General features: G+C 72.1%; 17 protein-coding genes and 2 pseudogenes. 8 read left to right on the top strand and 11 right to left on the bottom strand.

Features of this window, described 5'->3' with window-relative positions; translation table 11 throughout:
- Positions 1-2: 2 nt before the first annotated feature.
- The 3 genes from EF387_RS18300 to EF387_RS18285 are packed head-to-tail and all read right to left on the bottom strand — an operon-like array spanning position 3 to position 4692.
- A complete protein-coding gene (locus EF387_RS18300; RefSeq protein ID WP_238431574.1) occupies positions 3-1499 on the bottom strand; it encodes an extracellular solute-binding protein in 1497 nt (498 codons plus the stop codon).
- A complete protein-coding gene (locus tag EF387_RS18295) occupies positions 1499-4324 on the bottom strand; it encodes a vWA domain-containing protein (protein WP_238431573.1) in 2826 nt (941 codons plus the stop codon). Before EF387_RS18295 ends, EF387_RS18300 begins: the two co-directional genes overlap by 1 nt.
- Positions 4325-4329: 5 nt before the next feature.
- The gene (locus EF387_RS18285) at positions 4330-4692 is read right to left on the bottom strand and encodes an effector-associated constant component EACC1 (RefSeq protein WP_128377610.1); all 363 of its coding nucleotides are present in this window, start codon (positions 4690-4692) and stop codon (positions 4330-4332) included.
- A 183-nt stretch (positions 4693-4875) separates the two neighbouring features.
- Here EF387_RS18285 and EF387_RS18280 point away from each other — a divergent pair, with 183 nt between their 5' ends.
- Positions 4876-6846 (top strand): Ig-like domain repeat protein, encoded by a 1971-nt coding sequence (locus EF387_RS18280; protein ID WP_128377609.1) that lies wholly within the window; start codon positions 4876-4878, stop codon positions 6844-6846.
- Here the strand turns inward: EF387_RS18280 and EF387_RS18275 are convergent.
- From EF387_RS18275 to EF387_RS18250, 5 genes and pseudogenes are all read right to left on the bottom strand, one after another.
- Positions 6836-8191, bottom strand: a complete 1356-nt coding sequence (locus EF387_RS18275; protein WP_238431586.1) for a hypothetical protein — start codon at positions 8189-8191, stop codon at positions 6836-6838. The genes EF387_RS18280 and EF387_RS18275 overlap by 11 nt on opposite strands.
- Before the next feature lie 108 nt (positions 8192-8299).
- Positions 8300-9127: pseudogene (locus tag EF387_RS18270) on the bottom strand (integrin alpha); the annotation flags it as partial.
- A gap of 139 nt (positions 9128-9266) precedes the next feature.
- Positions 9267-9460: pseudogene (locus EF387_RS50035) on the bottom strand (hypothetical protein); the annotation flags it as partial.
- Positions 9461-9867: 407 nt separating this feature from the next.
- Positions 9868-10596 carry a response regulator transcription factor gene (locus tag EF387_RS18255; protein WP_238431572.1) on the bottom strand — a complete coding sequence of 243 codons (729 nt, stop codon included), beginning with the start codon at positions 10594-10596 and terminating at the stop codon, positions 9868-9870.
- A gap of 251 nt (positions 10597-10847) precedes the next feature.
- Positions 10848-12077, bottom strand: a complete 1230-nt coding sequence (locus EF387_RS18250) for a PP2C family protein-serine/threonine phosphatase (RefSeq protein WP_202918307.1) — start codon at positions 12075-12077, stop codon at positions 10848-10850.
- A 267-nt stretch (positions 12078-12344) separates the two neighbouring features.
- Between EF387_RS18250 and EF387_RS18245 the strand changes: the two genes are divergently transcribed.
- Positions 12345-12758 carry a hypothetical protein gene (locus EF387_RS18245; RefSeq protein WP_238431571.1) on the top strand — a complete coding sequence of 138 codons (414 nt, stop codon included), beginning with the start codon at positions 12345-12347 and terminating at the stop codon, positions 12756-12758.
- A 201-nt stretch (positions 12759-12959) separates the two neighbouring features.
- On the top strand, positions 12960-13838 hold the full coding sequence (locus EF387_RS18240) for a hypothetical protein (RefSeq protein WP_338058112.1): 879 nt from the start codon (positions 12960-12962) through the stop codon (positions 13836-13838).
- Here EF387_RS18240 and EF387_RS18235 read toward each other — a convergent pair.
- Both EF387_RS18235 and EF387_RS18230 read right to left on the bottom strand, forming a co-directional pair.
- The gene (locus EF387_RS18235; RefSeq protein ID WP_420802589.1) at positions 13819-14814 is read right to left on the bottom strand and encodes an endonuclease/exonuclease/phosphatase family protein; all 996 of its coding nucleotides are present in this window, start codon (positions 14812-14814) and stop codon (positions 13819-13821) included. The two genes, EF387_RS18240 and EF387_RS18235, sit on opposite strands and share 20 nt — an antisense overlap.
- A 471-nt stretch (positions 14815-15285) precedes the next feature.
- On the bottom strand, positions 15286-16065 hold the full coding sequence (locus EF387_RS18230) for an alpha/beta fold hydrolase (protein WP_128377604.1): 780 nt from the start codon (positions 16063-16065) through the stop codon (positions 15286-15288).
- A gap of 304 nt (positions 16066-16369) precedes the next feature.
- Between EF387_RS18230 and EF387_RS18220 the strand changes: the two genes are divergently transcribed.
- A complete protein-coding gene (locus EF387_RS18220) occupies positions 16370-17710 on the top strand; it encodes an aminotransferase-like domain-containing protein (RefSeq protein WP_128377602.1) in 1341 nt (446 codons plus the stop codon).
- A gap of 223 nt (positions 17711-17933) precedes the next feature.
- Here EF387_RS18220 and snpA read toward each other — a convergent pair whose 3' ends face one another.
- Entirely contained in the window at positions 17934-18626 is a 693-nt protein-coding gene (gene snpA, locus EF387_RS18215; RefSeq protein ID WP_128377601.1) for a snapalysin, read from the bottom strand.
- Positions 18627-18859: 233 nt separating this feature from the next.
- Here snpA and EF387_RS18210 point away from each other — a divergent pair, with 233 nt between their 5' ends.
- From EF387_RS18210 to EF387_RS18195, 4 genes are all read left to right on the top strand, one after another.
- Positions 18860-19804, top strand: coding sequence for a LysR family transcriptional regulator (locus EF387_RS18210; RefSeq protein WP_128377600.1), 945 nt, complete (start codon positions 18860-18862; stop codon positions 19802-19804).
- 208 nt (positions 19805-20012) lie between these two features.
- The gene (locus tag EF387_RS18205; RefSeq protein ID WP_128377599.1) at positions 20013-21932 is read left to right on the top strand and encodes a VWA domain-containing protein; all 1920 of its coding nucleotides are present in this window, start codon (positions 20013-20015) and stop codon (positions 21930-21932) included.
- Positions 21933-22092: 160 nt separating this feature from the next.
- A complete protein-coding gene (gene metG, locus EF387_RS18200) occupies positions 22093-23811 on the top strand; it encodes a methionine--tRNA ligase (protein ID WP_128377598.1) in 1719 nt (572 codons plus the stop codon).
- A gap of 318 nt (positions 23812-24129) precedes the next feature.
- Positions 24130-24987, top strand: coding sequence for an MHYT domain-containing protein (locus EF387_RS18195; RefSeq protein ID WP_128377597.1), 858 nt, complete (start codon positions 24130-24132; stop codon positions 24985-24987).

Raw genomic sequence — 24987 nt, 5'->3', positions numbered from 1 at the left:
GATCAGTCGGGCAGTGCGCGGCGCAGCGCCCGGTCCAGCCGCTCGGCCAACTCCTCGTCGTCCGGGGGGTCTTCGCCGAACAGCGCACCCAGTTCCGCGCTGAACGTCTGGGTGAACGCGCCGTAGAGAGGGGTGCGCGGGCGCTGCACGGCACTGCGGAGGGACGGCAGCAGGACGCTGCGGGCGTAGGCGGGGCGGCCCTGCTTGTCGCGCGGCATCCGGTCGGCGCCCTCGCCGGTGGGCGAAGCCGAGGGCGAGGCGGAGGGCGAAACTGAGGGCGAGGCGGAGGGCGAGGTGCCTGATGCCCGGGCGGACTTGCAGGTCAGGTCGTCGTCCAGGTACGCGGACTGGCGGGTCGCCGCGAATCCCGCGTCCAGCAGACAGCGTTCGCTCTCCTTGCTGGTGAGGAACCTGATCAGCTCGGCCGCCTTCCCGGCCCGCTGCGATTCCTGGGTCACCGCGAGGTTCTGGCCGCCGAGCACGGCGCGGCCGGGCAGTGGTGCCACGCCCAACTGGTCCTTGGTGAGCGACTGGTGCAGGGTGCGGTACGCGTACGGCCAGTGCCGCAGGAACGCGGTGCGGCCCTCGGCGAAGTCGCCCAGCGAGGTGGCCTCGTCGGAGCGGACGGCGTCCTTGAGCATGTACAGGGGGTCGGTGCGCCGGCGCAGCTCCGCAAGGCCGTCCGCCAACTCCCCGACCGTCGCGGTGTAGTGGCCTTCGGCGTTCGTGAGGGCGAAGTCGTCGTCGTTGGCCGACGCGAACGCCTCGACCGCGTTGACGGTGCGCCCCTCGTACGCGCGGAGCTGCGTGGTCCAGCTCCTCACATACCCCGGGGGCGGGCGCTCGCCGAGGATCTCGCTCAGTTCCTGGAGCCGCGACCAGTCGGCGCCCTCGCGCAGGTCCGCCTCCTGGACATCCGCCTCGACGCCCGCCTTGCGCAGGTGGTCACGCCGGTAGTAGAGCAGCCCGACATCGCTGTTGAACGGCACCGCGTACACCTGGCCGTCCCACTCCGCGGTCCCGGCGACGGATTCGATGACGTCGTCGCGGTCGATCGCGGAGTCGGGCAGCCGCCGGATCAGCCGGGCGGCGGCGAACTCCGGCACCCAGGTCACATCGAGGTTGACCACGTCGTAGTCGGCGCTGCCGGACTGCAACGCGCCGAGGAGCTGGCTGCGTTGTTCGTCGGCGGAGCCGGGGAGTTCGACCAGGCGGGCGCGGTAGCCGGTGCCGTCCTGGTCCTGCTGCTGGTTCCAGGCGTCGATGAGCTGCTGCCGGATGCCGTTCTTGCCGGTCACGTCCCGGCCGCTGGCGATCACGATGTCGCCGGGGGCGTCGTCGGCGGGCGTGGGCGTCGCGCCGGGGCCCTCGCCCGTGCAGGCGGTGACCGCGGTGGCCATGAGCAGCGCCAGCGTGCCGAGCAGGCGCAGACCGTGCGGGCGCCCGCGGTGGCGCGGGCGGCGGCTCCGCGTGGTGGCCGGCCGTCGTGCCGTGCCCATCAGTCGTCCCCCGTTCCGGTGCGGGCGACCTCGTCCTGGAGCCCCGCGCCGAGGTCGTCGTCGGTGTCCAGGCAGCGTCCGCCGCTCGCCTCGCTGATCCGGGCGTCCGGCCGGCCACTGTCGCACCCGCCGTTCTCCAGGGACACCATGGTCACCGGCACCTTCGCCGAGCGTGCCCGTTGAAGCACCTCGTCCAAATCGCGGCCGGTCATCCTTTCGTTGTCCTCGTCGTCGGTGAGGTACACGATCAGCTGCGGGCGTTCGTCGTCGTTGCCGCGGCCCGACATGTCGTCGAGCGCCGCGAGCAGGGCGGCGTGCGGATCGGCCTCGGCGTCCCGTACCACTGCCTTGTCGTCGATGGTGCGTTCCGCCGCGTCGCGCGGGTGGCGGCCGAAGGGCAGCAGGACGCTGTGCGGCCGGTCGGCCCCCGGCGCGGACGCCACAGCCCACACGCCGTACTCGTCCTGGTCGCCGAGCCCGCCCAGTGACTGCTTGAGGATGCCGGGGCCGCCGCTCGGCCCCTCCCACAGGCTTCCCATCGAACCGGAGCTGTCCAGCAGGAACAGCACCCGGCCGGACCCGCCCGCGCTGCGATACGCGTCCAGGGCCGCGTCGACCGTTTCCGGACCGGCCGCCCGGGCGAGCGGCCGGGGGGCGGTCAGGATCCCCTTGCCGTGCTCGGTGCCGAGCAGTGCGCGGTCGCCCGAGGCGGCGCGGAAACCGGCCCGCGCGAACACCTCCAGGCCCTGCTTCCCGGTGAGCCAGGTGCGGAAGTCGCTGATCGCCTCGCCGCGGTCGGGCTCGTCGCGCTCGGCGCCTTCCCAGCGGACGCGGACGAAGGTCGGTTCGAGACCGGGTACGTCGTCGGGGTACTCGGCCATCCGCGCGGTCCGGGTCGAACGGTCGCAGCCGACCCCGCTCGTCAGCAGGAACTCGGGCACGAGGGCGGCGGTGCGGTCGTCCACCTCGTCGTCGTCGGGCAGTGTGCACAGCAGATCGGCGGCCGTGGATGAGGGCGGACCGGACTGGGCGACCTGCCGTTCGGCACCGCCCACGTCATCGGCCGTGCCCGAGCCGGTGCCGTACAGGCCCGTCGTCGCCAGCAGTGCCGCCGTGGTGAACTCCGGGTCGGGACGGCGGACCTGGCCGCCCTGCCGCTCCACATCGGCCAGCAGTTCGGACAGCGGGCGGCCGGTCCGGTCGCGCAGGCGGTCCCTGGCGAGGTTCTGCGGGACGGCGAGCACGATCGGGGAGTACGCGATGGGTGGGCCGGCCGGCTCCAGTCTGGCGAAGACACGGTCGTCCTGGTCGGCCGTGACGCGGTCGACGTCCGCGGTGGACGCCGGTATCCAGATGTCCGGCTGCGGCCCGATGTCCCGCTGCGGGTTGTCGTCCTCGTCGAGCGGCTCCTGCCAGGCGCTGCTCCGCTCGTGCAGGGCGGTGACCGTGTCGGCGGCGCCCGCGCTGTGGACGGTGATGCCACTGCGGCGGCAGCCCCGGCCGTCGGTGTTGCCGTCCGACGTCAGATACGCGTTCGCCGCGGCGCGGACCGTCAGTTCGAGGTCGGGGTCGGTGAGCAGGCGCAGTTCGAGGGGCGGCGCGCACGACGAGCGGCCGGGCGCGAGGAGGGTGACGCCCCCGTAGGCCAGTGCGGCCACCACGCACAGGGCGAGGGCGCCGACCATGAGCCGGGCGACCGTGCCCAGACCGCCCAGCCAGCGGCCGAAGGTCTTCAGGCCGTCGCCCGCCTTCTTGGCGGCGTCGCGACCGGCCTTCCAGACCCCTCCGGCCTTCCGCGCCGCTCCGGCGAGCCGGCGGCGGCGCCATCCGGGCTTCCGTCCCGGCGGAGGGGAGGACTCGTCGAAACCGGGGCCCGAGGGCGCCTCGAGGCTCAGCTGCGGCGCAGGGGACAGCAGGCTCCGCGTGCCCTCGTCCTCGGCGCCCCCGCCCCCACCCTCCGCCGTACTCCCGGCCGCAGCCTCCGCCATGCCACCGGCCGCACCCTCCGCCGTACCCGCGGCCGCATCCCCCGCCGTGCCCGGGGCCGCACCCTCCGCCGTACCCCCGGCCGCACCCTCCGCCGTGCCCACCTGCGGAGCGACCAGCGTCACGTCCAGGTCCCGGCCCACTCGGATCAGTGGTTCCCACGGGTCGCCGCGCAGCGTCCTGTGGTGCTCCTGCATGTACGTCCACAGCGGCTTCTCGAGGTCCCGGAAGCTCACCGTCCCGCCCCGCTCCAGGACCCGCACGAGCCGGTCGGTGAACGGTGTCGGGGTCGCCTCGTCGCCCATGTCGACGCGGTGGTTGGCCTGCACGCCCATCAGCAGCAGCACCCGCTGCCAGTCGGACTCGGCCTCCCACAACTGGGCCGCATTGCCCGCGAAACAGCAGTCGAGGATCACCACCACCCGCCGCGCCCGGCTGCCCGCGAGCACGGTGAGCACGTCGGTGAAGGCGTCCGCGCCGCGGAAGACCGCGTGGCCGCCCGCGACGACGCGCGCGTTGCGCATCTGCAGGAAGAGCTGGTCGGCCGCGCTCGGGATGGCCCCGTGACCCGCGAAGTAGAACAGCAGCAGGCCCTCGGCCGCGTCGGCGGCCCTCTCCAGCACATCGTTGAAGTCGTCCAGGGACGGCGACCGGCAGACGGTGATCTCCTCATCCCGGAACATCCCGCCGGCCCGCAGAGCGCGGTGCAGCCGGATGAGGTTGTGCTCGACGGCGGGCAGGTCGTCGGGTACACCGTGCGGTGTCTCCGTGTTCTCGTACTCGGACACGCCGACCAACAGCGCCCGGTTCACCTGTCCGCGCGGGTCGAAGCGGGCCACCGGCACTACTCCGCGTCGGGGTCCACCGGATTGACGGTGCCGTTGGGCGGATCACCGCTCTCCACCTGGCGGCGGTTCTCCCTCCAGGCCTCGACGGCCTGTCTGACGTCGCGGATCACCTCCGCGAAGACAGCGGCGCCGGCGCAGTTCACCAACGTCAGCAGGATGTCCATGCCCGCCCCCATCGGGGTGCCCTGCTCGTCGGTGCCGGCCCGCTCCTGGATCCGCAGTTCGCCCCTGCGGACCCGGTCCTCCAGTTGTTTCTCCCGCTCCAGCCACTTCTTCAGAGCGCCGACATCGCTCTGGGTCGCGGTCCCGTCCAGTCGCACCAAGATCGCCTGGTTGGCCACACCATCCCCCTCAGCCATGACTCCCCATCATGACACCGCGGTCGGCCGCGGGGGACCCCCGTGAACAGTGCTGAAGCCCGCCGCCCGTAGAGGAGTTGGGGTTGTCAGTGACATGACTTAGTCTTCGCTCACGCGTCGCACAAGACGTTCACAACTGTCGCGGCGCCCTCACATGTTTCGTACCGGGGGGTTCGAATCTTCGTGCGTATCCGCACTCTTCCTCTGGCCACGGCGTGCGCGGTGCTCTTCAGCTCCGCCGCCATGGCCGTCGGCACAGCGGGCTCCGCCGCGGCCGACAGCAGCAGGGCACTGCAGGTCAAGAGCAGTGCCGACGTCGTGGTGGACGGCGTCCACCAGCGCGTCTTCGTCAGCGACCCGGCCGGCGGCAAGGTCGTCGCCACCACCTACGGAGGGACCGTGGTGGGTACGGTCGCCTCCCTGCCGGGCGTCACCGACCTCGAACTGTCCGCCGACTCCGGCACCCTGTACGCGGCCTCACCGGGCGCCGACGCCATCGTGGCGATCGACACGACGACCGTGAAGGAGGCCGCGCGGTACGCCACGGGCGCCAACACCGACCCGAAGTACCTGGCCCTCGCGGGCGGCAAGCTCTGGTTCGGCTACACCTCCGACATCGGTTCGCTCGACCTGTCCGGTGCCGAGCCCGTGATCACCCTCGCCCAGGACACCCAGAACACCTGGTCCGGCGCCGCCCCCATGCTGGACGCGGCGGGCGGCGTCCTGGTGGCGGGCATGCCGGTGCAGAGCCCGGCCGAACTCGCCGTGTACGACGTCACGTCGGGCACCGCCACCCGTACCGCGCACGCCACCGTCGACGGCGGCAACATGGGGGACCTCGCCGTCACACCGGACGGCAAGCAGGTCGTGGTGGCCAGCGCCGCCCCGTACCACCACGCGGTGTACAAGACCTCCGACCTGACCGCGGACGGCGCATACGCGAGCGACGCGTATCCGAACGCGGTGGACATCGCGCCGGGCGGGGCGGTAGCGGCTGGCATCTCCGGCTCGTACGAGCCCGACGTGTACGTCTACAAGCCGGGCGCGACGACCGCGGTGCGGACCTACGACTTCCCCAACACGGGTCAGAGCAGCGGCTCCGACCTGCTGCAGTCCGCGAGCCTGGCCTGGGCGCCGGACGGCTCCCGGCTGTTCGCGGTGTCGAGCAACTCCGAGGGCGTCTACTCGCTGCGCGTGCTCGACGATCCCACCAAGGCCGCCACGAACATCTCCGTGAGCGCCCCGGCCAAGGCGACCCGCGCCAAGAAGCTCACGGTCACCGGGAAGGTGCGGGCCACCGTGCCGCTCCCGGCCGGCGCGCAGCTCGCCGTGAAGCGCACCGACGTGGAGTCGCCCGGCGGCAGGTCGCTCGCGTCCGTGACCGTGAAGGCCGACGGAAGCTACTCCTTCACCGACACCCCGCCGGCCGGCGGCAAGGTGACGTACACCGTCTCCTTCGCGGGTGACGCCGCGCACGCGGCGGGCTCCGGCAAGGACACCGTCGACGTCTCGCGCACGGCGACCTCGCTGACGCTCAACAACAACGGCAAGGTCTACTCGTACGGCAGCGACGTGAAGTTCACGGCGCGGCTCGGCAAGACGTACAAGAACCGGACCGTGGAGATCTGGGCCGACCCGTACGGCGGTGACAAGCCGAACAAGCTGGTCAAGAAGGGGACGGTCAGCAGGGGCGGCTATCTGTCCGTCACGCTCGACCTGAAGCGGGACACCAAGGTCACCGCGAAGTTCGCGGGCGACGCCCGCTCGGCGTCGAAGTCCGTGAGCAGCGTCGCGGGCGCCAGGGTACGCGTCTCCACGTCGGTCAGCGGTCACTACAAGACCAAGTCGGCGTGGGGCCAGAAGTACCACTACGTCCGCAAGTCGAAGGACCCGTCCTTCACCACGACGATGACGTACTACAAGGGACGCAAGCAGCGGCTGCAGATCGAGGCCTACTACCAGGGGGCCTGGCGGGACGCCGGCTGGGAGTACTTCGAGCTGGGCACGTCCGGCAAGTCCGAGGTCACCCTGACGGGCACACCGACGACGAACGTCCGTTTCCGGCTGCGCTCCTCCTATATCGACAGGTCCTCGGGCGACAACGTCAACTCGACGACGCACGGCCCGTGGAAGTACTTCATCTTCACGAGCTGAGGACCTGCGGGGCACTCGGAGCGCTTTGCGCGCCCTGTGCCCCCTGTGCCCCCTGTGCCCCCTGTGGCCCCCGTGCCCGCTGGACTCCCTGGGCTCGCTGGGCTCCCTGCGCTTGCGCTCCCTGCCCGAGTTCACTGAGCCGCCGCCGGATGTGCTGCAACGCACCCGTGCGGCGGCCCGGCACATTCCGGCGCAACTCCTCCAGCGGACCGGCCAGTTCACGGGCGCGCGCCGGGTCGGTGATGGTGCCCCACTGGTGGTGGGCCCGATCGGCGGCCGCCTCCAGGTCGGGGGTGCCCGGCTGCTGCCCGGCGGCGAGCCGCGCCGAGGCCACCGCCAGCCAACCCTGGCAGCTGCGCACGGCGTCCCCCGCGAACATCGCGAGATCGGCGCGCACCTCCATCCAGTGGATGACCTCCGCGGAACCCGGCCCGTGCGTGCGCAGCGCGGCCTGTTCCCACTCGGCGGCGAGCGCGGCGGCCTCCGTGTGCCGCCCGGCTTCCACGGCAGCGGTGATCAGGGCGTGGGCGCCGGGGACGGGTGGCTCGGGGGAGACCACTGCCACGGGGTTGGCCGGTGCCAACGGGTTGACCGGTGTTGTGAGGTTGGCCGGTGTCGTGGGGTTGGCCGGTGTCGTGGGGGACGCCGGTGCAGTGGGGGAGGCCAGTGCCGTGGGGCGTGTCATGGGGCGCGTCGTGGGCTGTGCCGGGTCCGCGGCGAGTACCAGGTCCCGTGTGCCGCCGCCCGGTTCCTCGCCCGCCAGCCGCGCCAGCGCCTGCTGGTGCAGGGCGGCGAGCGGGGGACGGTGGCCGCTGCGGAGGATCGTGGCGACGGCTTTCATGTACGAAGGTGAAGCCAGTGTGCGTCTCGGCGGGGGCGGTGCGACGCGGCCGTACAGCGTGACGCCGGGCCCGGCCGTCAGCGGATGGGACTCGACGTACTGCCAGGTCTCCGCGTCCGCGTGCACATCGGCGATGAGCGCCGTGCTGCCCGGGGCGCGCAGCCGGAGTTCCTCGATGATCCAGTGCCAGGGGAAGGCCGTGTAGCGGACCGTCGCGGGCGTGGTGCGGGCCAGCGCGAGGTGGGGCAGGTGCTGGCGGCGGTCGAGCTGGAGCTGTCCGGTGAGGAACACGGTCAGCGGGCCGGGCGCGGCCGCCGCGGCGCGCAGCCGGGTGAGCACCGCCTGCGGCTGGAGCGGGTCGGCCAGTTCCACGACGTTCGCGGTGTCCGTGCCCGCCAGCACGGGTGGTGACACGGCCGCGAGTACGGGAAGCACCGACGCGGCGTCGACCAGACAGCCCTTGCCCGCCGGCGAGGCGGCGAGCAGCAGCACGGTCCCGGGCATCGTTACCTCCCCCTCACCTTCGGTCACACCAGCACCGTAGCCGCTGCGGGTGCAAAGAGGTGAGCGGACCGGCCCGCACAACGGGGTGCGGGCCGGTGAACGCGGCACTCAGTCCGCGAAGTTGACGCCGAAGGACGGGGTGCCCGTGGTCGAGACGCCCGAGGTGCTCGGGGAGATCGTGCGGGAACCGGTCGTGGTGATCTTCGTGCCGCTGGAGGGCAGGTACAGGACCTGGCCGTTGCCCGCGTTCTCGTAACTGCCCGCCAGCAGGTCGGCCTTGCCGTCGCCGGTGACGTCGTCGAGCTTCACGTCCGCGCCGAGCGCGTCGTCGGTCTCGTCGTCGCCGGGGACGCCCGCCGTGCTCTGGGCGAAGTACTGCGCGCCGGAAGTGGTGTTGATGCCGGTCGCCGAGCCGTACAGGACGGTGACCGCGCCCGTGGCGACGACCCCGTTCAGGCTCTCGCCCGCGGCGCCGACGACCAGGTCCTGGTAGCCGTCGCCGTTGATGTCGCCCAGGTCGAGTTCGTAGCCGAAGAAGTCGTCCTTCTCCGAGGAACCGGGAACGTTCCCGGTGTTCTGGGTGATGCCGGTGGTGGCGGCGGGGCCGTTCGCCGAGCCGTAGGTGATGTTGACCTTGCCGCCGTAGGCGGAGTCCGGGATCGTCTGGCCGTCGCCCGTCTTGTTGTCCCAGTACGCGCCCGAGACGACGTCGCCGAAACCGTCGCCGTTGACGTCGCCGATGGCCGTGATCACACCGGGCTTCAGGACCTTCGCGGACGACACCTTCAGACCGGTCGCCGTGCCCGGCACGTAGTAGTTGGTGTTCCAGCCGTTGTCGGTCTGCGTCTCGAAGCCGTCGACCACCAGGTCGGTCTTCTTGTCGCCGTTGACGTCACCAGCGGTCAGGTTGATCGGGCCGCGCGCGCTGCCGCCGGACTCGCTGAGGCATCGCCCCTGACGGGCCGGCATACTTCCCCACGTCCGCGTCGCATGATTTGCGCCCTTTGCACACACGAAAACTGCCCCTGGGGGGAGTAACAGGGGCAGTTCCGCGTGGACGTCCCTCCCGGCCCCAGGGGGCCGGCACCTCGGAAAGAGGGATTTCCACATCGGTGACGGCGTCTCCGCCCGCACCGAATCCAGGCTCCGCTCGAACGCTGTTGGCGGAGTTCAGCAGCGCGTTGGCCTGCGGGGTTCCGCACTCGACGTTGCGCAACCAGAGCCTTCCGTCGGGAGTCCCGTTCTTGAGGACCTGCGGATAGCCTTGTGCTTGGTCCGGGAGCCGCTGAGAAAGCCGAACAGCCCTCCGCCACCGCCCTGTTGCGTGACGGTGTACTTGCCCTCGCCCTGGGCCACCGTCGCCGACCAGCCGATCGACACCGACGCCGGTTCGGTCGCACCGGGCTCGCAGTTCGGGAAGTCGACACCCGTCGCGAGGGCAGCTCCGATCGCCACGAGGCGAATCACCTTGGCCATCAATTGTCCTGTCTTTGGCGTTCTCTTTGAACTTCCCTCAGGGAGTATGGGGGCTCCCCGGAGGCCGCCGACAGAGACAAATATCCCTACTGCAGGGTCACTTGACACGGATCCCGGGCGATCCGTACACGGCGTCCGGAGCGCACCAGGTTTGCGAACGCCATCGCCCGAGGTCCCGCCGACGTACGGCAGCACGGACCTCAGACGAGAGAGCCGGGCATCGCCCGCACGATGCCCAGCCACATCAGGACCGCGTCCGTTCCGCCCCTCGCGCCCAGCTTGGCGTACACGTTGCTGAGGTTGTTCCGAACGGTCTTCTCGCTCAGACACAGCCGTCGGCCGATCTCCGAGGCGCCGAGACCGATCGACATGAGCTCCATGATCTGGCTCTCCCGCGGTGACAGCAGGGCCCGCAGCCGCGCCGCACCCGGCCCGCCACCTCGGGCCCCCGGGCCGCCCCCGCCGTGATCCGGCCGCTGCGCCGCCTCCGTCAGGGCCTCGCAGGCACGCGGCGAGAGCGCGCTGTGCCGCAGCGCCGTGCCCTGGAGCGCCTGGGTGAGTCCGCCGGGTGTGTAGTCCGCGTCGACGAGATAGCTGACGGCGCCCTCCCGCAGCGCGCCGACGACCTGGGCCGGCTCGTCGACCGGGCTGATGACCAGCACCGGTGGCGGTTCTGCGCCCAGGGCGGCCAGCAGCGCGGGCAGTTCGTCGAGCGGTTCCCCGCAGCGCAGCACCACGACGTCGGGGGTACGGGGGAACCAGCGCGGTTCGTCGTACGGGGGCGGCAGCAGATGGGCAGAGACGGGGTCGTACGGACCGGGCCAGTCGTCGTGCGGCCAGTCGCCCTCGGCACAGGCGAGGGCGGCGGTCAGGTGGGCGAGTGGGGGGTACTCGCGGTGATGCCGGGAGGTTCGTGCTTCCCGTGTCACTTTCACGTGTCCTTCCGCCAAGTTCATGACATCCATACCTACGCACCCCACCCTGGACATGTTCAAATTTTCAAATGTATCCAGGTCAGGCTGTCAGACAGGTTGCGGTCACCCTCCGTACCGACTGGTTGGACCGGACGTCACCGAGCAGGCGGACCAAGACCGTCATACGGACGGACGTCACCCGAGGCGGACGTCACTCGATGCGGCACCCGCGGCGACGGCGAAGCGGATGTCACCCGAGGCGGACGTCACCGAGGTCCGGGTCGGACCGCGAAGATCGTCGTGTCGTCGCCGAGCCGACCGCCGCAGTGGCGCAGGGTGCCGTCGCGGACCAGCCGCACCAGGTCCCGCGGGTCCGGGGTGACCGGGCCACGGGAGAGCGCGGCGACCAGCGGGAAGAAGGCGCCGTCGGCGTCCCGTGCCTCCGTCACCCCGTCGGTGACCAGCAGCAGCGTCTCCCCCGCGGCCAGCGGCACCCGCTGCGAGCTCACCTTGGCCGTACCCTCGGCGCCTTCGATGCCTTCGGCGCCTTCGATGCCTTCGGCGCCTTCGATGCCCTCTGCGCCCTCGATGCCCTTGCCCCCCTCGGCCAGGTCGCCCAGGCCCAGCGGCAGACCGTCGCCGGGCGGCAGCTGCCGTACACCCGAAGCCCCCACCACAAGCGGCGGTTCATGGCCGAAATTGACGACGTCGACGTACTCCTGCGCCGAACCGGGCGGCGGAAAACCCACCAGCACCGCCGTCGCGAACCGCTCCACGGCGGCGCCCTCCCCGCCGAGCGCCCGGACGTAGCCCCGGTGCCGCACCATCCGTGCCTCCAGCCGGCGGGCCACCTCCGGAAGATCCGGCTCGTGGTAGCCGGACTCGCGGAAGGCGCCGAGCAGGGACGCCGCGGCGGCCACCGCGCCCAGTCCCTTGCCCTGGACGTCACCGAGCAGCACCCGGGTGCCGTGCGGGCTCGGCTGGATGTCGTAGAAGTCGCCGCCGACCCGGGCCTGGACATCGGCGGCGAGATAGACGGCGGCGTGGTCGAGCCCGCCCCAGCCGGGCGGCAGCGGGCGCAGCACCGTGCGCCGGGTGGTCTCGGCGACGTCGCGCATGTGCAGCATCAGCCGCTCGCCGCGCACCCGCACCACACACGCCGCGGTGGCGAGCACCCCGCCGACCGCGACCAGGATGAAGTCCGGCAGCCCGGTCTGGAACTGGTGCGGCCAGGCCCGGTCCGTGGCGACGTAGGTGACCAGCGCGAGCACCGCGAACACAGCCGTGCCCCAAACCCCGCAGATCGCCGCCGCGATGCCCGGCACCAGCACGATCCAGGAGATGACCCGGAACTCCCCCGAGGTGTTCCAGTCGGCCACCGCGATACCCACGAGCAGCAGCAGTGGCGCCACCCAGCCGATGCTCCGACCTCGCACCCGCGGCACCGGCCGCCGCGTCGGGGGGCCCACCTCGTCGTCGACCGGATGCGCGGTCAGTTCCGCCGCGGACCGGGCACCCGCCTCGCTCGCGGACGGGGGGCGCTCGCTGCGCAGGTACGGAAACCGCCGACCGGCCACCGCGCAACCGTACCGGGAACCACGGGAAGCCCGCGAAACATGCCAAACCTTCCGCGTTCATGCCCACCGACTTGCCGACCGCACCGCGCAGGTGTGGCCTGGAAGACAGGGAGACGAACCAGGGAGGCGGGGACAGGCACAGGGACAGGACAGGGCAGGGCAGGGCAGGGAGGAAAGGAGCCCGACATGGCTCAGGCGGCACCTGCATCCAAGACCACGAAGTCCGGCGGCAGGCGCCCGGGCGCGGCGGCGCTCGCCCGGAGCCCGTTCGCCCGGCTCGCCGTCGTCCTGGCCGTGGTCTACGGCCTGTGGACGGCGGAAATCGGCCGGGACGCGGGGCCCATCACCGGCTACAACGTCCTGCTCGGCGTGGTCGCCGGGATTCTGTTCGGCGTCTGCTTCCTGGGACTGCACCTCGTCGGGCACCGCCTGCAGCGCGAACTGCGCGCCATGGCGTGGGCCGCCTTCACCGGCGTCTCGTTCGGCTTCATGTACAGCCTGTCCGGGGCGAGCGTCCTGCGGTCCACCGGCATGGCCCTGGGGGTCGCGGCCCTGGCCTTCGCCGCGACGTTCTACCGCTACTACTCGACCGAGCGCTGACGGCGCGACCGCGTGATCCCGGGATCCAGCTGATCCGCCTGACGACCACGTGATCGCGGGTCCGAGGGGCCCCGGTTCCCGGGCACCAGGGCCCCGTTCGGGTTGCCGCGTGCCCCGGATGCAGTCGGACCGCTCGCGCCTCCCACCCCCGCGGCCTCTGCTGGAAGGGTGTTGCCCCGGGTACGGAGCCTTGCGTCGGCGGTGCTGATCGGCGTCGCCTGTGTCCTCCTGCCGCTCGGGACGATGTCTTCCTGGGCGACGTACGAGTTCGGCGGCTCGGACCGGTACGTCGCCACGATGGCTCCGCTGGCCGGCGACCCGGACGTGCGCACCGCCGTCGCGGACGCCGTCACGGACGGGATCATGGCGGAACTGCACGTCGGACCGCTGCGGGACCGGGTGCGGGCGTTCGTGCACGAGGCGGCACGCTCGTTCACGGGCACGGAGGCCTTCCGCACGGCGTGGGACACCGCGAACCGGGCGACGCACGACGCGGTGCTGGAGGCGCTGCGCAGCGAGCACGAGGGCGGGGTGACGCTGGACGCGGCGCCGCTGACCCAGGAGCTCAAGGACCGGCTTCACGACGACGGCGTCCCGTTCGCCCACCGGATCCCCGTCGAGCACACGGAGGTCACCGTGCTGCGGCCGACGGAGCTGGCCACCTTGCGCGAGGGCTTCGGCATGCTCGAACTCGCGGACTTCTGGCTGCCCGCGGCGGCCCTCGCGCTCGCGGTGGCAGGCATCGCGGTGGCGGCGTGCCGCCGCCGCGCGGTCACGGCGACGGCCCTCGGCATGGCCCTGGGCGCCGCGCTGCTGCTGGGCGCGGTCGGCGTCACCCGCGAACTGACCCTCGCCGGCCTGCCCCCGGAGATTCCCCGGGCGGCCGCCGCCGCGGTCTACGACACCCTGACGGCCACGCTCCGCACCGCGTCCTGGACGATCCTCGCCCTGGGCCTCACCGCCGCCCTGGCCACCCAGGTGACCCACCGGGTGCGGCGCCGGCGCCGCGGGCCGACAGCGGACGCCGGCTCCCGGCCGCCGCCCGGCCCCGGAGGACCGGTCAGCCCTGGAACAACGTGAGGTCCGCCAGCACGGCGCGGTGATCGGTGTCCTTCAGGTCGAGGAACGTCACCTCGCGGGACAGGAACTGCCGGGAGACCAGGATGTGGTCGATCTGCGCGCCCAGGGGCGGTGCCGTCGCCGTGGGCCAGGTGGGGGTGCGGGCCTCACCGGCGAGGCGGGCCGCGTCCCGCAGGCCCGTGTCGAGGATGCGGCGGAAGGCCGCGTGGTCCTGGGAGGCGTTGAAGTCCCCGGCGAGGATCGTGGGGCCCTTGGTCCGCGCCGCGTACGCGCGCAGCGCCCCGAGCTCACTGCGCCACAGCCGGAGCTGGTCGGGCAGCGGCGGCATGGGGTGCGCCAGCTGCAACCGCACCTCGCGCCCCTCCACATCCGCGACCGCCCCGGGCATGCCCATCGTCCCCGGCACCCCGTCGGTCGCCTTCAGCGGATACCTGCTGAGGATCACGGAGCCGTCGGAGCCCTGCCCCTCGACGGCCTGCCGATACGGGTAGGCGTCGTCCGCAAAGGCCTTCTTCAGCGCGTCGGAGCAGGTGTACTCGCACTCCTGCACGAAGACGAGGTCCGGTCGCTGCCGCTGCACGGCCGCGATCAGTGACTCGGTCGCCTGTCCGAACTTCACGTTCGACGTCAGCACCCGCAGCTCCGCCACGGCCGTCCCGCCGACCTCCATCGTCTTGCCGTACGGCTCGCTGAACCAGGCGAGCAGCGCGAGCGTCACCATCGCCCACAGCATCCCGATCCGCCACCGGGCGAGGAACGCCAGCAGCAGCGCCAGCCCGGTGGGGGCGAGCAGCCACGGCAGGAAGGCCAGCAGCTGCGGCACGGGCGTGATCCCGTCGGTGTCGGCGAGCCGGCAGCCGACCACGGCACCGACCCCGAGGAGCAGCAGCCCGGCGATCCAGGCCCAGTAGACCCGTCCGCCGTGCCTCTCGACGCGCTCGACGGTTTCCTCGTACGCGACCCTCGAACTCTCCAAGATCCGGCCTTCCGCTCGCCCGGCCTCCCCTTCACTCAGGTGAGCCACCCGAAAATCCTCCCTCAAAGACGGAGCGGGCGGGGGGAAGGTTGCCGGTGGGGCAGGCGGTGATTCGGGGGACAGGACCGGGGATCCACGCACTCGGGTCTGGGGATGCACTCGCCCTGGTCTGCGAGTGCACTCGCCGAGGCGCGGGGATCCACGCGCCGTGAGCCCCAGGTACCGAGGGGTCCGCTCGCCGGCCGCACGCCTCGGGATCCACGCGCCGTGAGCCCCAGGTACCGAGGGGTCCGCTCGCCGGCCGCAGGCCCGGGGATCCACGCGCCGTGAGCCCCAGGAGCCCAGGGGTCCCTGCTCGCCGCCCGCAGCCCCAGGGGGCCGCTCGCCAGACGCAGGCATGGGTGCCCGCTCACCGGCCACAGCCCCAGGGGGCCGCTCGCCAGACGCACGCCTGGGAGTCCGGTCCCAGGCCTAGTCGTCCACTCGTCGCAGGAAGTCCGCGAGCGCCGCGTTGAACTCATCGGGACGCTCCAGGTTCGGCATGTGGGCGGCTCCTTCGATCACATGGAGTACGGAGTCGGGCAGCGCCGCGTGCATCTCCCGGGCGTCCGCCACGGGGGTGTACTCGTCGTCCGCGCCCACGACCACCAGTGCCGGGACCGCCACCCGGCGCAGCAGACCGCGGTAGTCGGGCCGCTGGGCCCGGCCGCGCAGGGCCGCCGCCGCGCCCTCGGGGCTGGTGGCCGTCATCATGCGGTGCACATGGGCCGCGACCTCGGCGTCGGCGTACGGCGCCACCATCTTGTGCAGCACCTCGTCCGCGTACCCGCGCATGCCCTCGCGCAGCAGACGGTCCGCCGTCACGGCGCGGGCGCGGACGCCGTCGGGTGTCTCGGCCGCGGGGAACGTGTCGGCCAGCACCAGCCCCGCGACGCGCTCCGGGAACTGCCGGTAGCACTCCATGACGATCTGCCCGCCCATGGAGAGACCGCCGAGCACGAAGCGGTCCACGCCCAGTTCGTCCAGCAGCTCCGCGACGTCCCGGGCGAAGACCTCCAGGGGGGTGATCCCCGGCACCACCGGGGAGGCGCCGTAGCCGCGCAGGTCCGGCGCGATCAACCGGCGTGTGGGGGAGAAGGCCGCGAGCTGGGGAACCCACATCGTGCGGTCGAACGGATGGCCGTGGATCAGGACGAGCGGCAGCCGGGAGTTTCCGGCGCCTTTGTCCTCGTATGCGAGGTAGCAAGCCATGCTCCGTGACCTTAGGCGGGGCCAACTGATCGGTGCAATAAAATCTTTGCCCTCGGTGCAATGTGCCGCACCGGGGCCGCGGTGGGCGCGGGCTGGGGGCTGCGGACTACGGCGGGCGCGGACTCCGGACTACGGCGGGGGCAGGCGCGTGCCGAGGACTGCGCACTGCGGCGGCGTGTACCTCGGGCTGTGGCGGGCGCGGGCTGCAAGATGCGGGCTGGGGTCTGCGGTCTGCGGTCTGCGGTCTGCGGCGGACAACGCAAGGGCGGGCCGCTCAGGGGCGAGAAGGGGAGGTACCGGGTCGGTGACCGAGGACTACCGGCGGATCGCGGACCGGATAGCGCGCGACATCACGTCGGGCCGGCTGAAGCCTGGCCAACGGCTGCCCCCGCAGCGGGTGTTCGCCCGGCGGCGCGGTATCGCGGGTTCCACGGCGGGACGGGTGTACGGGGAGCTGGTGCGGCGCGGACTGGTGGTCGGCGAGGTCGGCCGGGGCACCTTCGTACGGGCCGCGCCGCCCCCCTCGGGCCGCCCGCTCACCGAGCCCACGACCACTGCACCCGTGAACCTGGAACTCAACTACCCGTTCGCACCGGGCCAGTCGCAGCTGCTCGCGGCCGGTCTCGCACCCCTGCTGCGGGCCGACGTACTGGCGGAGTCCACCCGCCCGGCCCCCGCCTCCGGCACCCCCGCGGCCCGCTCGGCCACCGCCGGACTGCTGGCCGTACCCGGCTGGCGCCCCCTGCCCGAGCAGCTCCTGTTCGCCGGGAACGCGCGCCAGGCGATCGCGGGCGCGCTCGCCGCCCTGGTGCCCCCCGGCGGCCGGGTCGCCGTAGAAGCCCTCACGTATCCGCTGGTCAAGGAGATCGCGTCGCGGATCGGCATCACTCCGGTCGCCGTACCGACGGACGGGGAGGGCCTCCTGCCGGACGCCCTGACCGCCGCCCACCGCTCCGCGCCGCTCGCCGCGGTGTATGTCCAGCCGACGCTGCAGAACCCGACCTCGGCGACGGCGGGCCACCGCCGCCGTGACGAACTGGCCACCGCGGTACGGGAACTGGACCTGCCGGTGGTCGAGGACCGGATCTGGGCGTTCCTGCGCGACGAGGGCCCGCCACCGCTGGCCGCCTACGCCCCTGAACGCACCTATGTCGTCGACGGGTTGTCCAAGCGGGTGGCCCCCGGTCTCACCGCCGGGTTCCTCGTCGTACCGGACGACCGGGCCGAGCCCGTCGCCGCGGCCCTGCGCTCCGGCGGCTGGACGGCCGGACGTTTCGCGCTGGAGGCCGCCGTGCGCTGGATCGAGGACGGGACCGTGGCCCGGCTGGTCGCGGCCAAGCGCGAGGACGCGGCGGAACGGCAGCGGGTGGTGGCGCGTGAGCTGGCGGGATTCACCGTACGGGCCGACCCGCGCGCCTACTTCGCGTGGTGGGAACTGCCGGGCGGCTGGCGGGCCGACACCTTCACGGCGGCGGCCGCGTCCCGGGGCATCGCGGTGACCCCCGCGACGGCGTTCGCACCGGGCCGAAGCGCCCCGGACGCCGTCAGACTCGGCCTGGCGACCGCTGCGCTGCCTGAACTGACAGCTGCCCTGGACGAGTTGGCGGGCATCGCGAGGGCGGGATCCGGCCCGGCAGGCACTTGAGGCAAGGACGCCAGGAAGCCAGGGGGAAGCAGACAAGGCAGGGAGCCAGGAGCAGACAGGCAGGGAGCCAGGAAGCAGACAGGCAGGGAGCCAGGAAGCAGATGTGTCGGGTCAGGCCCTGACCGGACAGGGCGGTGCGGGCCGCCCCGTGCAGGGAGGCGGCCCGCACCAGTGGGGGGTGGGGCTGTGGGACTGCGGGACTGTGCTGTGGTCGCCGCGCGTGTTACCGGGTGGACTTGGTCAGGGCCTTGTCCAGAGCCTCGTCCATGGCCTTGGCGAGGCCGTTGGCCCAGAGCCGCTCGACCCGGGACCGCTCGGCGGCGTTGGGGTTGGCGTTCCTGCAGGACGGGCCGGGGCCGCCGCCCGACATCAACTCGCTGCACGGTCCGGAGTAGTGGTCCGGCAGACCGAGCACGTGCCCGGTCTCGTGCGCGGTGACGCGGGTCGAGTCGTACTGCTGGTTCTGCGCGTGGTCGAGGAAGATGTAGCCGCTGCCGTGGCCGTCCGTGGAGGCGTACGAACCGCGCGGGTCATTGCCCTCGCGGTAGCTGAAGTCGGCGTTCGCGGCCGAGCCCGCCTGCAGCTTCACGTTGCCGACCGAGCTGTTCCATATCTGCGTGCTGCGGGCTATCACCGAGCTGAACGAGGGTGCGCGAGAGGCGTCGTAGACCACGGTCACGGCCGCGGTGCCCGTCGGGTTCGCCGCGCGTTTCTCGGCCACCGACCGCAGCACGGCGTCGAAGAACGCCTCGTTGGCCTCGGCCTCCGCGACCGAGCCGGTGTAGCCGGAGTAGCCGGCGTGACCCGGGTACGGTGCCGCGGGCGGCGTCACGGCGGACGCCGACGCGGTCCCCAAGGCGGCGGCGGCCAGGGCCAGTACCACGGCCGACGAGACCGTGCGGGGAGACACTCCCATGTGATGACTCCTCGTGTGGGGGGTGAAGTCGTCATCGGTGAGTGTCGGCGGCCGGGCGGCGGCTGTGATGATGGCAAAGGGCGATAGGACGGGGTTATCACCGCGTCACCGCGGTTGCCCGGGGGCGCCGCCGCAAAGGCCGGGACGGTGACCCTACTCCGGGTAACTCGCCCGGTTCGGTCGGGGTTTGTGCGTCTGGTGAAAGCCGTGGGTCCGCTTTAGGGTGAGCGGGCATGGAGCTTGAGGTCAGGCACCTCCGCGCGCTGTGCGCCATAGCGGACACCGGCAGCCTCCACCGGGCCGCCCGCCAGCTCGGCGTCGCGCAGCCCTCGTTGAGCACCCAGCTGAAGCGGATCGAGCAGGCCCTCGGCGGCCCCCTGTTCACCCGCGAACGCTCCGGCTGCCGGCCGACCCCCCTCGGCCGGGTGGTCCTGGGCCGCGCCCGCCCCCTGGTGGCCGAGATGCGCGCCCTGGTCGCGGAGGCCCGCGCCGCCGCGGCCGACGGCCCCCAGGTCCGCATCGGCTCCACCGCGAGCCGGGCCCTCAGCGGCTGGCTGCGCAGACTGCGGGTACGAAGACCGAGGACCGAGCCGATCCTGCAGATGGACGTGTCCCCCAACGCGTTGCTGCGCATGGTCGCCGAGGGACAGCTCGACGTCGCCTTCGTCCACGAGGTGGAGGGGTGTCCGCTGAAGGTGCCGGAGGGGCTGCGGCTGCGGGTGCTGATCGAGCGCGAGCCGCAGTTCGTCTCCCTCCCCACGGACCACCCGGCCGCCGCCCAGGACGTCGTCCACCTGTCCGACCTGGCCCAGGACCGGTGGATGGTGGACCCGACGGTGGACGGCGAATGGGACGCCGTGCACCGGATGCTGCGCGCCGCCGGGCTCAACCCACGCGTCCTGCACGGCGACTACCACACGGCCGCGTTCCTGGTCGCGACCGGCGAGGTCGTCACCATCTGCCAGCCCACACGGCCCTCCCGGCCCGAGGCGGCGGTGCGCCGGCTGCACGGGGACCCGCTCGGTGTACGGCTGCTGCTCGCGGCCCGCTCGGAGGAGGAGCTGGACGCCGTCTTCCCCGAGCTGGAGGAGGCGTACTGGGAGATGGCCCGCCAGGCTCCCGGCTATCGGGCATGGCTGGAAAGCAGCGCCTCGGAGACGTTCGTCGCAGCTCATTGACGTATAAGTCGCAGCTTGTCGAGGTGTATTGAGTCGCGGGGGCCCGCGTCCGGTGTACTAGGAGGGGCGGGCGGGCCGGGACGCGTCCGCGTACGGGTGGATGCGGGGCTCCTACCCTGCCGAAGATCGCCATCTGTGACCGCTAACCTTACGTGTCCGTCCTGGCCAGGGATTGACGGGAATCAACTCACGCGAAGGGTTGCCGCACATGGGCATTCGTAGTCTCCTGCGGAACGTGTTCGGGCGGGGGCGCAAGGGCCCTGCCGCCGACGCGGGGACCGGTAGCGCCGAAAACTCCGTTTCGGCCGAGCCGGAGGTGAGCGAGACGGCCGCCGAGCCCGCGGCGGCCGGCACGGTGGCCGAGGCCACGCTTCCTTCGCCCTCACCGGAGCCGAAGCCGGAGTCGAAGCCGGCGCCGGAGTCGAAGCCGGCGCCGGCGGCGCAGCCGGAAGCGGCGTCCGCTCGCGCACACGCTCCCGCGTCCGCCCGGCGGGCGACGCCCACCATGGCCGACGACCTGGTCTCGGCCGCGTTCGACAACGTGACGGTTCCGAAGCAGACGCCGCCGCGGGCCGCCGACACGGCAGCGGACGAGCCCACCGCCGCCGCCCCCGCGACGGAGAAGCCCGCCGCCGAGGAAGCGCCCACCGCGCCCGAACAGGCGACCGAAGAAAACGCGCCGGAGGCCACGGCGGCAACGGAGGAGACGCCGAGCGCGCCGGAGACCACCGCGAAGCCGGAGGAGTCCGAGCCCGTCGCGAAGGCCGAGGAGCCCGAGGCCGCCGCCGAGGTCGAGGAGACCCCGGCCGCCGAGGAGTCCGCGCCCGTCGCGAAGGCCGAGGAGCCCGAGGCCACTCCCGAGGTCGAGGAGACCCCGGCCGCCCCGGAACCGGTTGCCGCCGCCGAACCCGAGCCGAAGCCGGAACCGGCGTCCGCCGCGGAACCCGAGCCGGAGCCCGCCGCCGAGGAGTCGGCCCCTGCGGCGCAGGAGCCCGAGCCTGCCGCCGCGGCGCAGGAGCCCGCCGCGAAGACCGACGAACCCGAGGAGCCCAAGGCCACCGCCGAGGCCGAGGAAACCACGGCCGCCCCGGAACCGGTTGCCGCCGCCGAACCCGAGCCGAAGCCGGAACCGGCGTCCGCCGCGGAACCCGAGCCGGAGCCCGCCGCCGAGGAGTCGGCCCCTGCGGCGCAGGAGCCCACCCCCGAGCCGGAGCCGGAGCAGCCCGCCACCGAGCCGGCTGCCGAGGAGCCCGTCTCCGCGCCCGCCCCTGAGCCCGCACCCGCGCCCGAGTCCACGGACGCCCCGGCCGAACCCCGGCCCGAGCCCGTCCTCGCCGCCGCCGCGGACGAGGCGACGGTTGACGCGGCCGAGCCCGCCGCTGCCGAGGAAGCCCCTGTGGCAGCGGCACCCTCCGAGGCGACCGAGGGCCCCGAGCCGACGGAGGCGACCGAGGCGACCAAGGTCCCCGGCAAGCCCGCGCTCACGCTCGCCCGGGTGAAGTCGCGTGCCCCGGAGCTGGTCGGCCCCTACAAGGCCGCCGACGCCGTGCTCAAGGAGCGGGGTCTCACGGGCGCCCGCGCCCGGGTCTACCTCGTGCTGGACCGCTCCGGCTCCATGCGCCCCTACTTCAAGGACGGCTCCGCCCAGGCCCTCGGGGAGCAGGTGCTCGCGCTCGCCGCGCACACCGACCCCGACGCCACCGTGCACGTCGTCTTCTTCTCGACCGAGCTCGACGGCACCGGCGAGCTGACGCTCGACGCGTACGACGGCAAGGTCGACGAACTCCACGCGGGCCTCGGCCGCATGGGCCGTACCAGCTACCACGCCGCGATCGAGGCGATCGTCGCCGACTACGAGAAGTCCTCCACCACCGGCCCGGCCCTGGTCGTCTTCCAGACGGACGGCCCGCCGGACGCCAAGGGCCCCGCCAACCAGGCGCTCGCGGACGCGGCGAAGCACCCGATCTTCTTCCAGTTCGTCGCCTTCGGCGACCACGACGCCAAGGGCTTCGACTACCTGCGCAAGCTGAAGGCCGACAACGCCGCCTTCTTCCACGCGGGCCCCGCCCCCCGGGAGCTCACCGACACCGAACTCTACGAAGGCGTCCTCGCCACCTGGCGCCCGTGAACCCGTAACCCGTAACCCGGAAGATCACCACGGCCGTCCGTCTCCCACCCCGTAAAACGGGAGGCGGACGGCCCACCCATGTCGGCTACGATTTCAAGGTTCGTAGACGGATCGAAAGTGGAATCCGTCACCCCACGTAACGACCTGGGAGCAGCCCGCGATGGCTCGACACCTCATCACCAGCGCCCTTCCGTACATCAACGGGATCAAGCACCTGGGCAACATGGTGGGGTCCATGCTCCCGGCCGACGTGTACTCCCGGTACCTCCGTCAGCGCGGCCACGACGTGCTCTACATCTGCGCGACGGACGAGCACGGCACCCCCGCCGAGCTGGCCGCCAAGGAGCAGGGTCTGCCCGTCGACGAGTTCTGCGCGCAGGCGCACGACGCGCAGAAGGCGGTCTACGACGGCTTCGAGCTGGCCTTCGACTACTTCGGCCGCAGCTCCTCCCCGCAGAACCGGGACATCACGCAGGAGATCGCCCGCGAACTGAAGTCGAACGGCTTCATCGAGGAGCGGGCCATCCGCCAGGTGTACTCCAACGCCGACGGCCGCTTCCTGCCCGACCGGTACATCATCGGCACCTGCCCGCACTGCGGCTACGACAAGGCCCGCGGCGACCAGTGCGAGAACTGCACCCGCGTGCTGGACCCGACCGACCTGATCGAGCCGCGCTCGGCGATCAGCGGCAGCAGCGACCTGGAGGTCCGCGAGACCAAGCACCTCTTCCTCCTGCAGTCGGCCCTCGCCGGCGAAGTGGAGGCGTGGGTCGACGAGCGCGCCGACAACTGGCCGGTGCTGGCCTCCTCCATCGCCCGCAAATGGCTGACGGAGGGCCTGCACGACCGCGCGATCACCCGTGACCTGGACTGGGGCGTCCCGGTCCCGGCCGACACCTGGCCGGACCTGGCCGCCGAGGGCAAGGTCTTCTACGTCTGGTTCGACGCCCCGATCGAGTACATCGGCGCCACGAAGGAATGGGCGGACCAGGACCCGGAGAACCGTGACTGGCGTTCGTGGTGGTGGGAGTCGGACGCGGACGTCCACTACACGCAGTTCATGGGCAAGGACAACGTCCCCTTCCACAGCGTGATGTTCCCGGCGACCCTGCTGGGCACCCGCGCGCCGTGGAAGAAGGTCGACGTCATCAAGGCCTTCAACTGGCTGAACTACTACGGCGGCAAGTTCTCCACCTCGCAGAAGCGCGGCGTCTTCACGCACGACGCGCTCGAGGTGCTGCCCGCCGACTACTGGCGCTACTTCATGATGGCCAACGCCCCCGAGTCCGACGACTCGTCGTTCACCTGGGAGCACTTCACGGCCACGGTGAACAAGGACCTGGCGGACACCCTCGGCAACTTCGTCAACCGGGTCCTGTCCTTCTCCCGCAAGCGCTTCGGCGACGCGGTCCCGGCGGGCGCCGAGCCCGGCGAGGCGGAGGCGAGGCTCGGCGAGGAGATCGCCCGGCTGCTCGCGGAGTACGAGGGCCACATGGAGGCCATCCAGTTCCGCAAGGCGGCGGCTGCTCTTCGTGCCCTGTGGTCGGCCGGCAACTCCTACCTGGAGGAGAAGGCCCCCTGGCTGGAGATCAAGACCGACAAGGACGGCGCGGCCCTCACCCTGCGCACGGCGATGAACCTGATCCACCTCTACTCGGTGGTCTCCGAGCCCTTCATCCCGGCCTCGTCCCGCGCCATGCGCTCGGCCTTCGCGCTGGAGAACGACACGGCGGCCTGGGTCTCGCCCGAGGAGGCCCGCTCCCTGACCGCGGTCCCCGCGGGCACGGCCTTCACGGTGCCCCCGGTCCTCTTCGCCAAGATCACGGACGAGGACCTGGCGGCGTACAAGGAGCGCTTCGGCGGCGAGCCGGCGGAGTAAGCCCGCCGTCGGCATGAAGGCCGGCCGACCGGCCGACCGCCCGACCTGAGTCACCGAACCAGCTGGACCGGCCGGACGACGTCACATGGACGCCGTCCGGCCGGTCCTTTTCAATGCGGCGGTTCCGTCACGTTCCCCCACGTGCGCTCAGAGTGACCTCGCAGTGCCCTCAAGTTCCACCACGTTCCCTCGTGTCCGCCCCGCCCTTTGCACCCCCAAAAGATCACTTTCCTTCAATTCGGCCACAATGGCTTGTTCTGATCACTGGCCGCCCATATCGTCTGCATCCGCAATGGATGTTCCAGGGGGGACACGGAGATGCATACTCTTGCCGCCGCGATCAACTACGGTGCCGTCACTCCCGTAGCGGCTTATATGATGGCCTGTCTCGGCAGCGCCCTGGGGTTGCGATCGGTCGCGCGGTCGCTGCGGTCGGACAACGGATGGCGCGCCGGCTGGCTGGCGCTCGGCGCGGCCTCGCTGGGCTGCGGCATCTGGACCATGCACTTCATCGCCATGGCCGGCTTCGAGGTCGAAGGGTCACGCGTCAGCTACGACATACGCCTCACCCTGATCAGTCTGGGTGTCGCCATCGCCGTGGTCGCCGTCGGCATCTTCGCCGTCGGATACCGCGGAGCCGGCCCTGTCACACTGCCGACCGCGGGCGTCTTCACCGGACTCGGGGTCGCTGCCATGCACTACACCGGCATGGCGGCGATGCGTCTGCACGGTCACCTCGAGTACGACACCACGATCGTGGTCCTCTCCGTGGTGATCGCCGTGGTCGCGTCGACCGCGGCACTGTGGGCGGTCGTGTCGATCCGCTCCTTCCTTGCCAGCATCGGCGCGTCCCTGGTCATGGGCGTTGCGGTGACCGGCATGCACTACACGGGCATGCTCGCCGTGACCGCCCACGCGGACCAGGGCGTCTCCGCATCGATCGGTCCGTCACCGGTCTCGCTGCTGCTGCCGATGCTCATCGGCCCGATCGCCTTTCTGATCCTCGCCACGGCGGTGGTCATGTTCGACCCGATGCTGGTCCTGGGCGACGACGGGTGGAACAACGACACCCAGAACCGCTCCGGGGCCCCGGTGCGCACCGAGCAGCCCGACCTCTTCCAGCCCTCGGACAACTTCGAGCACCGGGGCCACTTCGGGCAGTACAACAGCCACTGA

This window comes from Streptomyces cavernae (assembly GCF_004023625.1).
GTDB classification, from domain to species: Bacteria; Actinomycetota; Actinomycetes; order Streptomycetales; family Streptomycetaceae; genus Streptomyces; species Streptomyces cavernae.
The sequence above is the reverse complement of the archived record's forward strand: the minus strand, read 5'-3'. Positions and strand labels throughout refer to the sequence as shown.

What these genes read in the sequence shown, in the direction of transcription:
- EF387_RS18300 (WP_238431574.1), bottom strand. Translation starts at nt 1,499, where the DNA reads ATGGGCACGGCACGACGGCCGGCCACCACGCGGAGCCGCCGCCCGCGC.
- EF387_RS18285 (WP_128377610.1), bottom strand. Translation starts at nt 4,692, where the DNA reads ATGGCTGAGGGGGATGGTGTGGCCAACCAGGCGATCTTGGTGCGACTG.
- EF387_RS18275 (WP_238431586.1), bottom strand. Translation starts at nt 8,191, where the DNA reads ATGCCCGGGACCGTGCTGCTGCTCGCCGCCTCGCCGGCGGGCAAGGGC.
- EF387_RS18245 (WP_238431571.1), top strand. Translation starts at nt 12,345, where the DNA reads ATGGCTCAGGCGGCACCTGCATCCAAGACCACGAAGTCCGGCGGCAGG.
- EF387_RS18230 (WP_128377604.1), bottom strand. Translation starts at nt 16,065, where the DNA reads ATGGCTTGCTACCTCGCATACGAGGACAAAGGCGCCGGAAACTCCCGG.
- snpA (WP_128377601.1), bottom strand. Translation starts at nt 18,626, where the DNA reads ATGGGAGTGTCTCCCCGCACGGTCTCGTCGGCCGTGGTACTGGCCCTG.
- EF387_RS18210 (WP_128377600.1), top strand. Translation starts at nt 18,860, where the DNA reads ATGGAGCTTGAGGTCAGGCACCTCCGCGCGCTGTGCGCCATAGCGGAC.
- EF387_RS18205 (WP_128377599.1), top strand. Translation starts at nt 20,013, where the DNA reads ATGGGCATTCGTAGTCTCCTGCGGAACGTGTTCGGGCGGGGGCGCAAG.
- metG (WP_128377598.1), top strand. Translation starts at nt 22,093, where the DNA reads ATGGCTCGACACCTCATCACCAGCGCCCTTCCGTACATCAACGGGATC.
- EF387_RS18195 (WP_128377597.1), top strand. Translation starts at nt 24,130, where the DNA reads ATGCATACTCTTGCCGCCGCGATCAACTACGGTGCCGTCACTCCCGTA.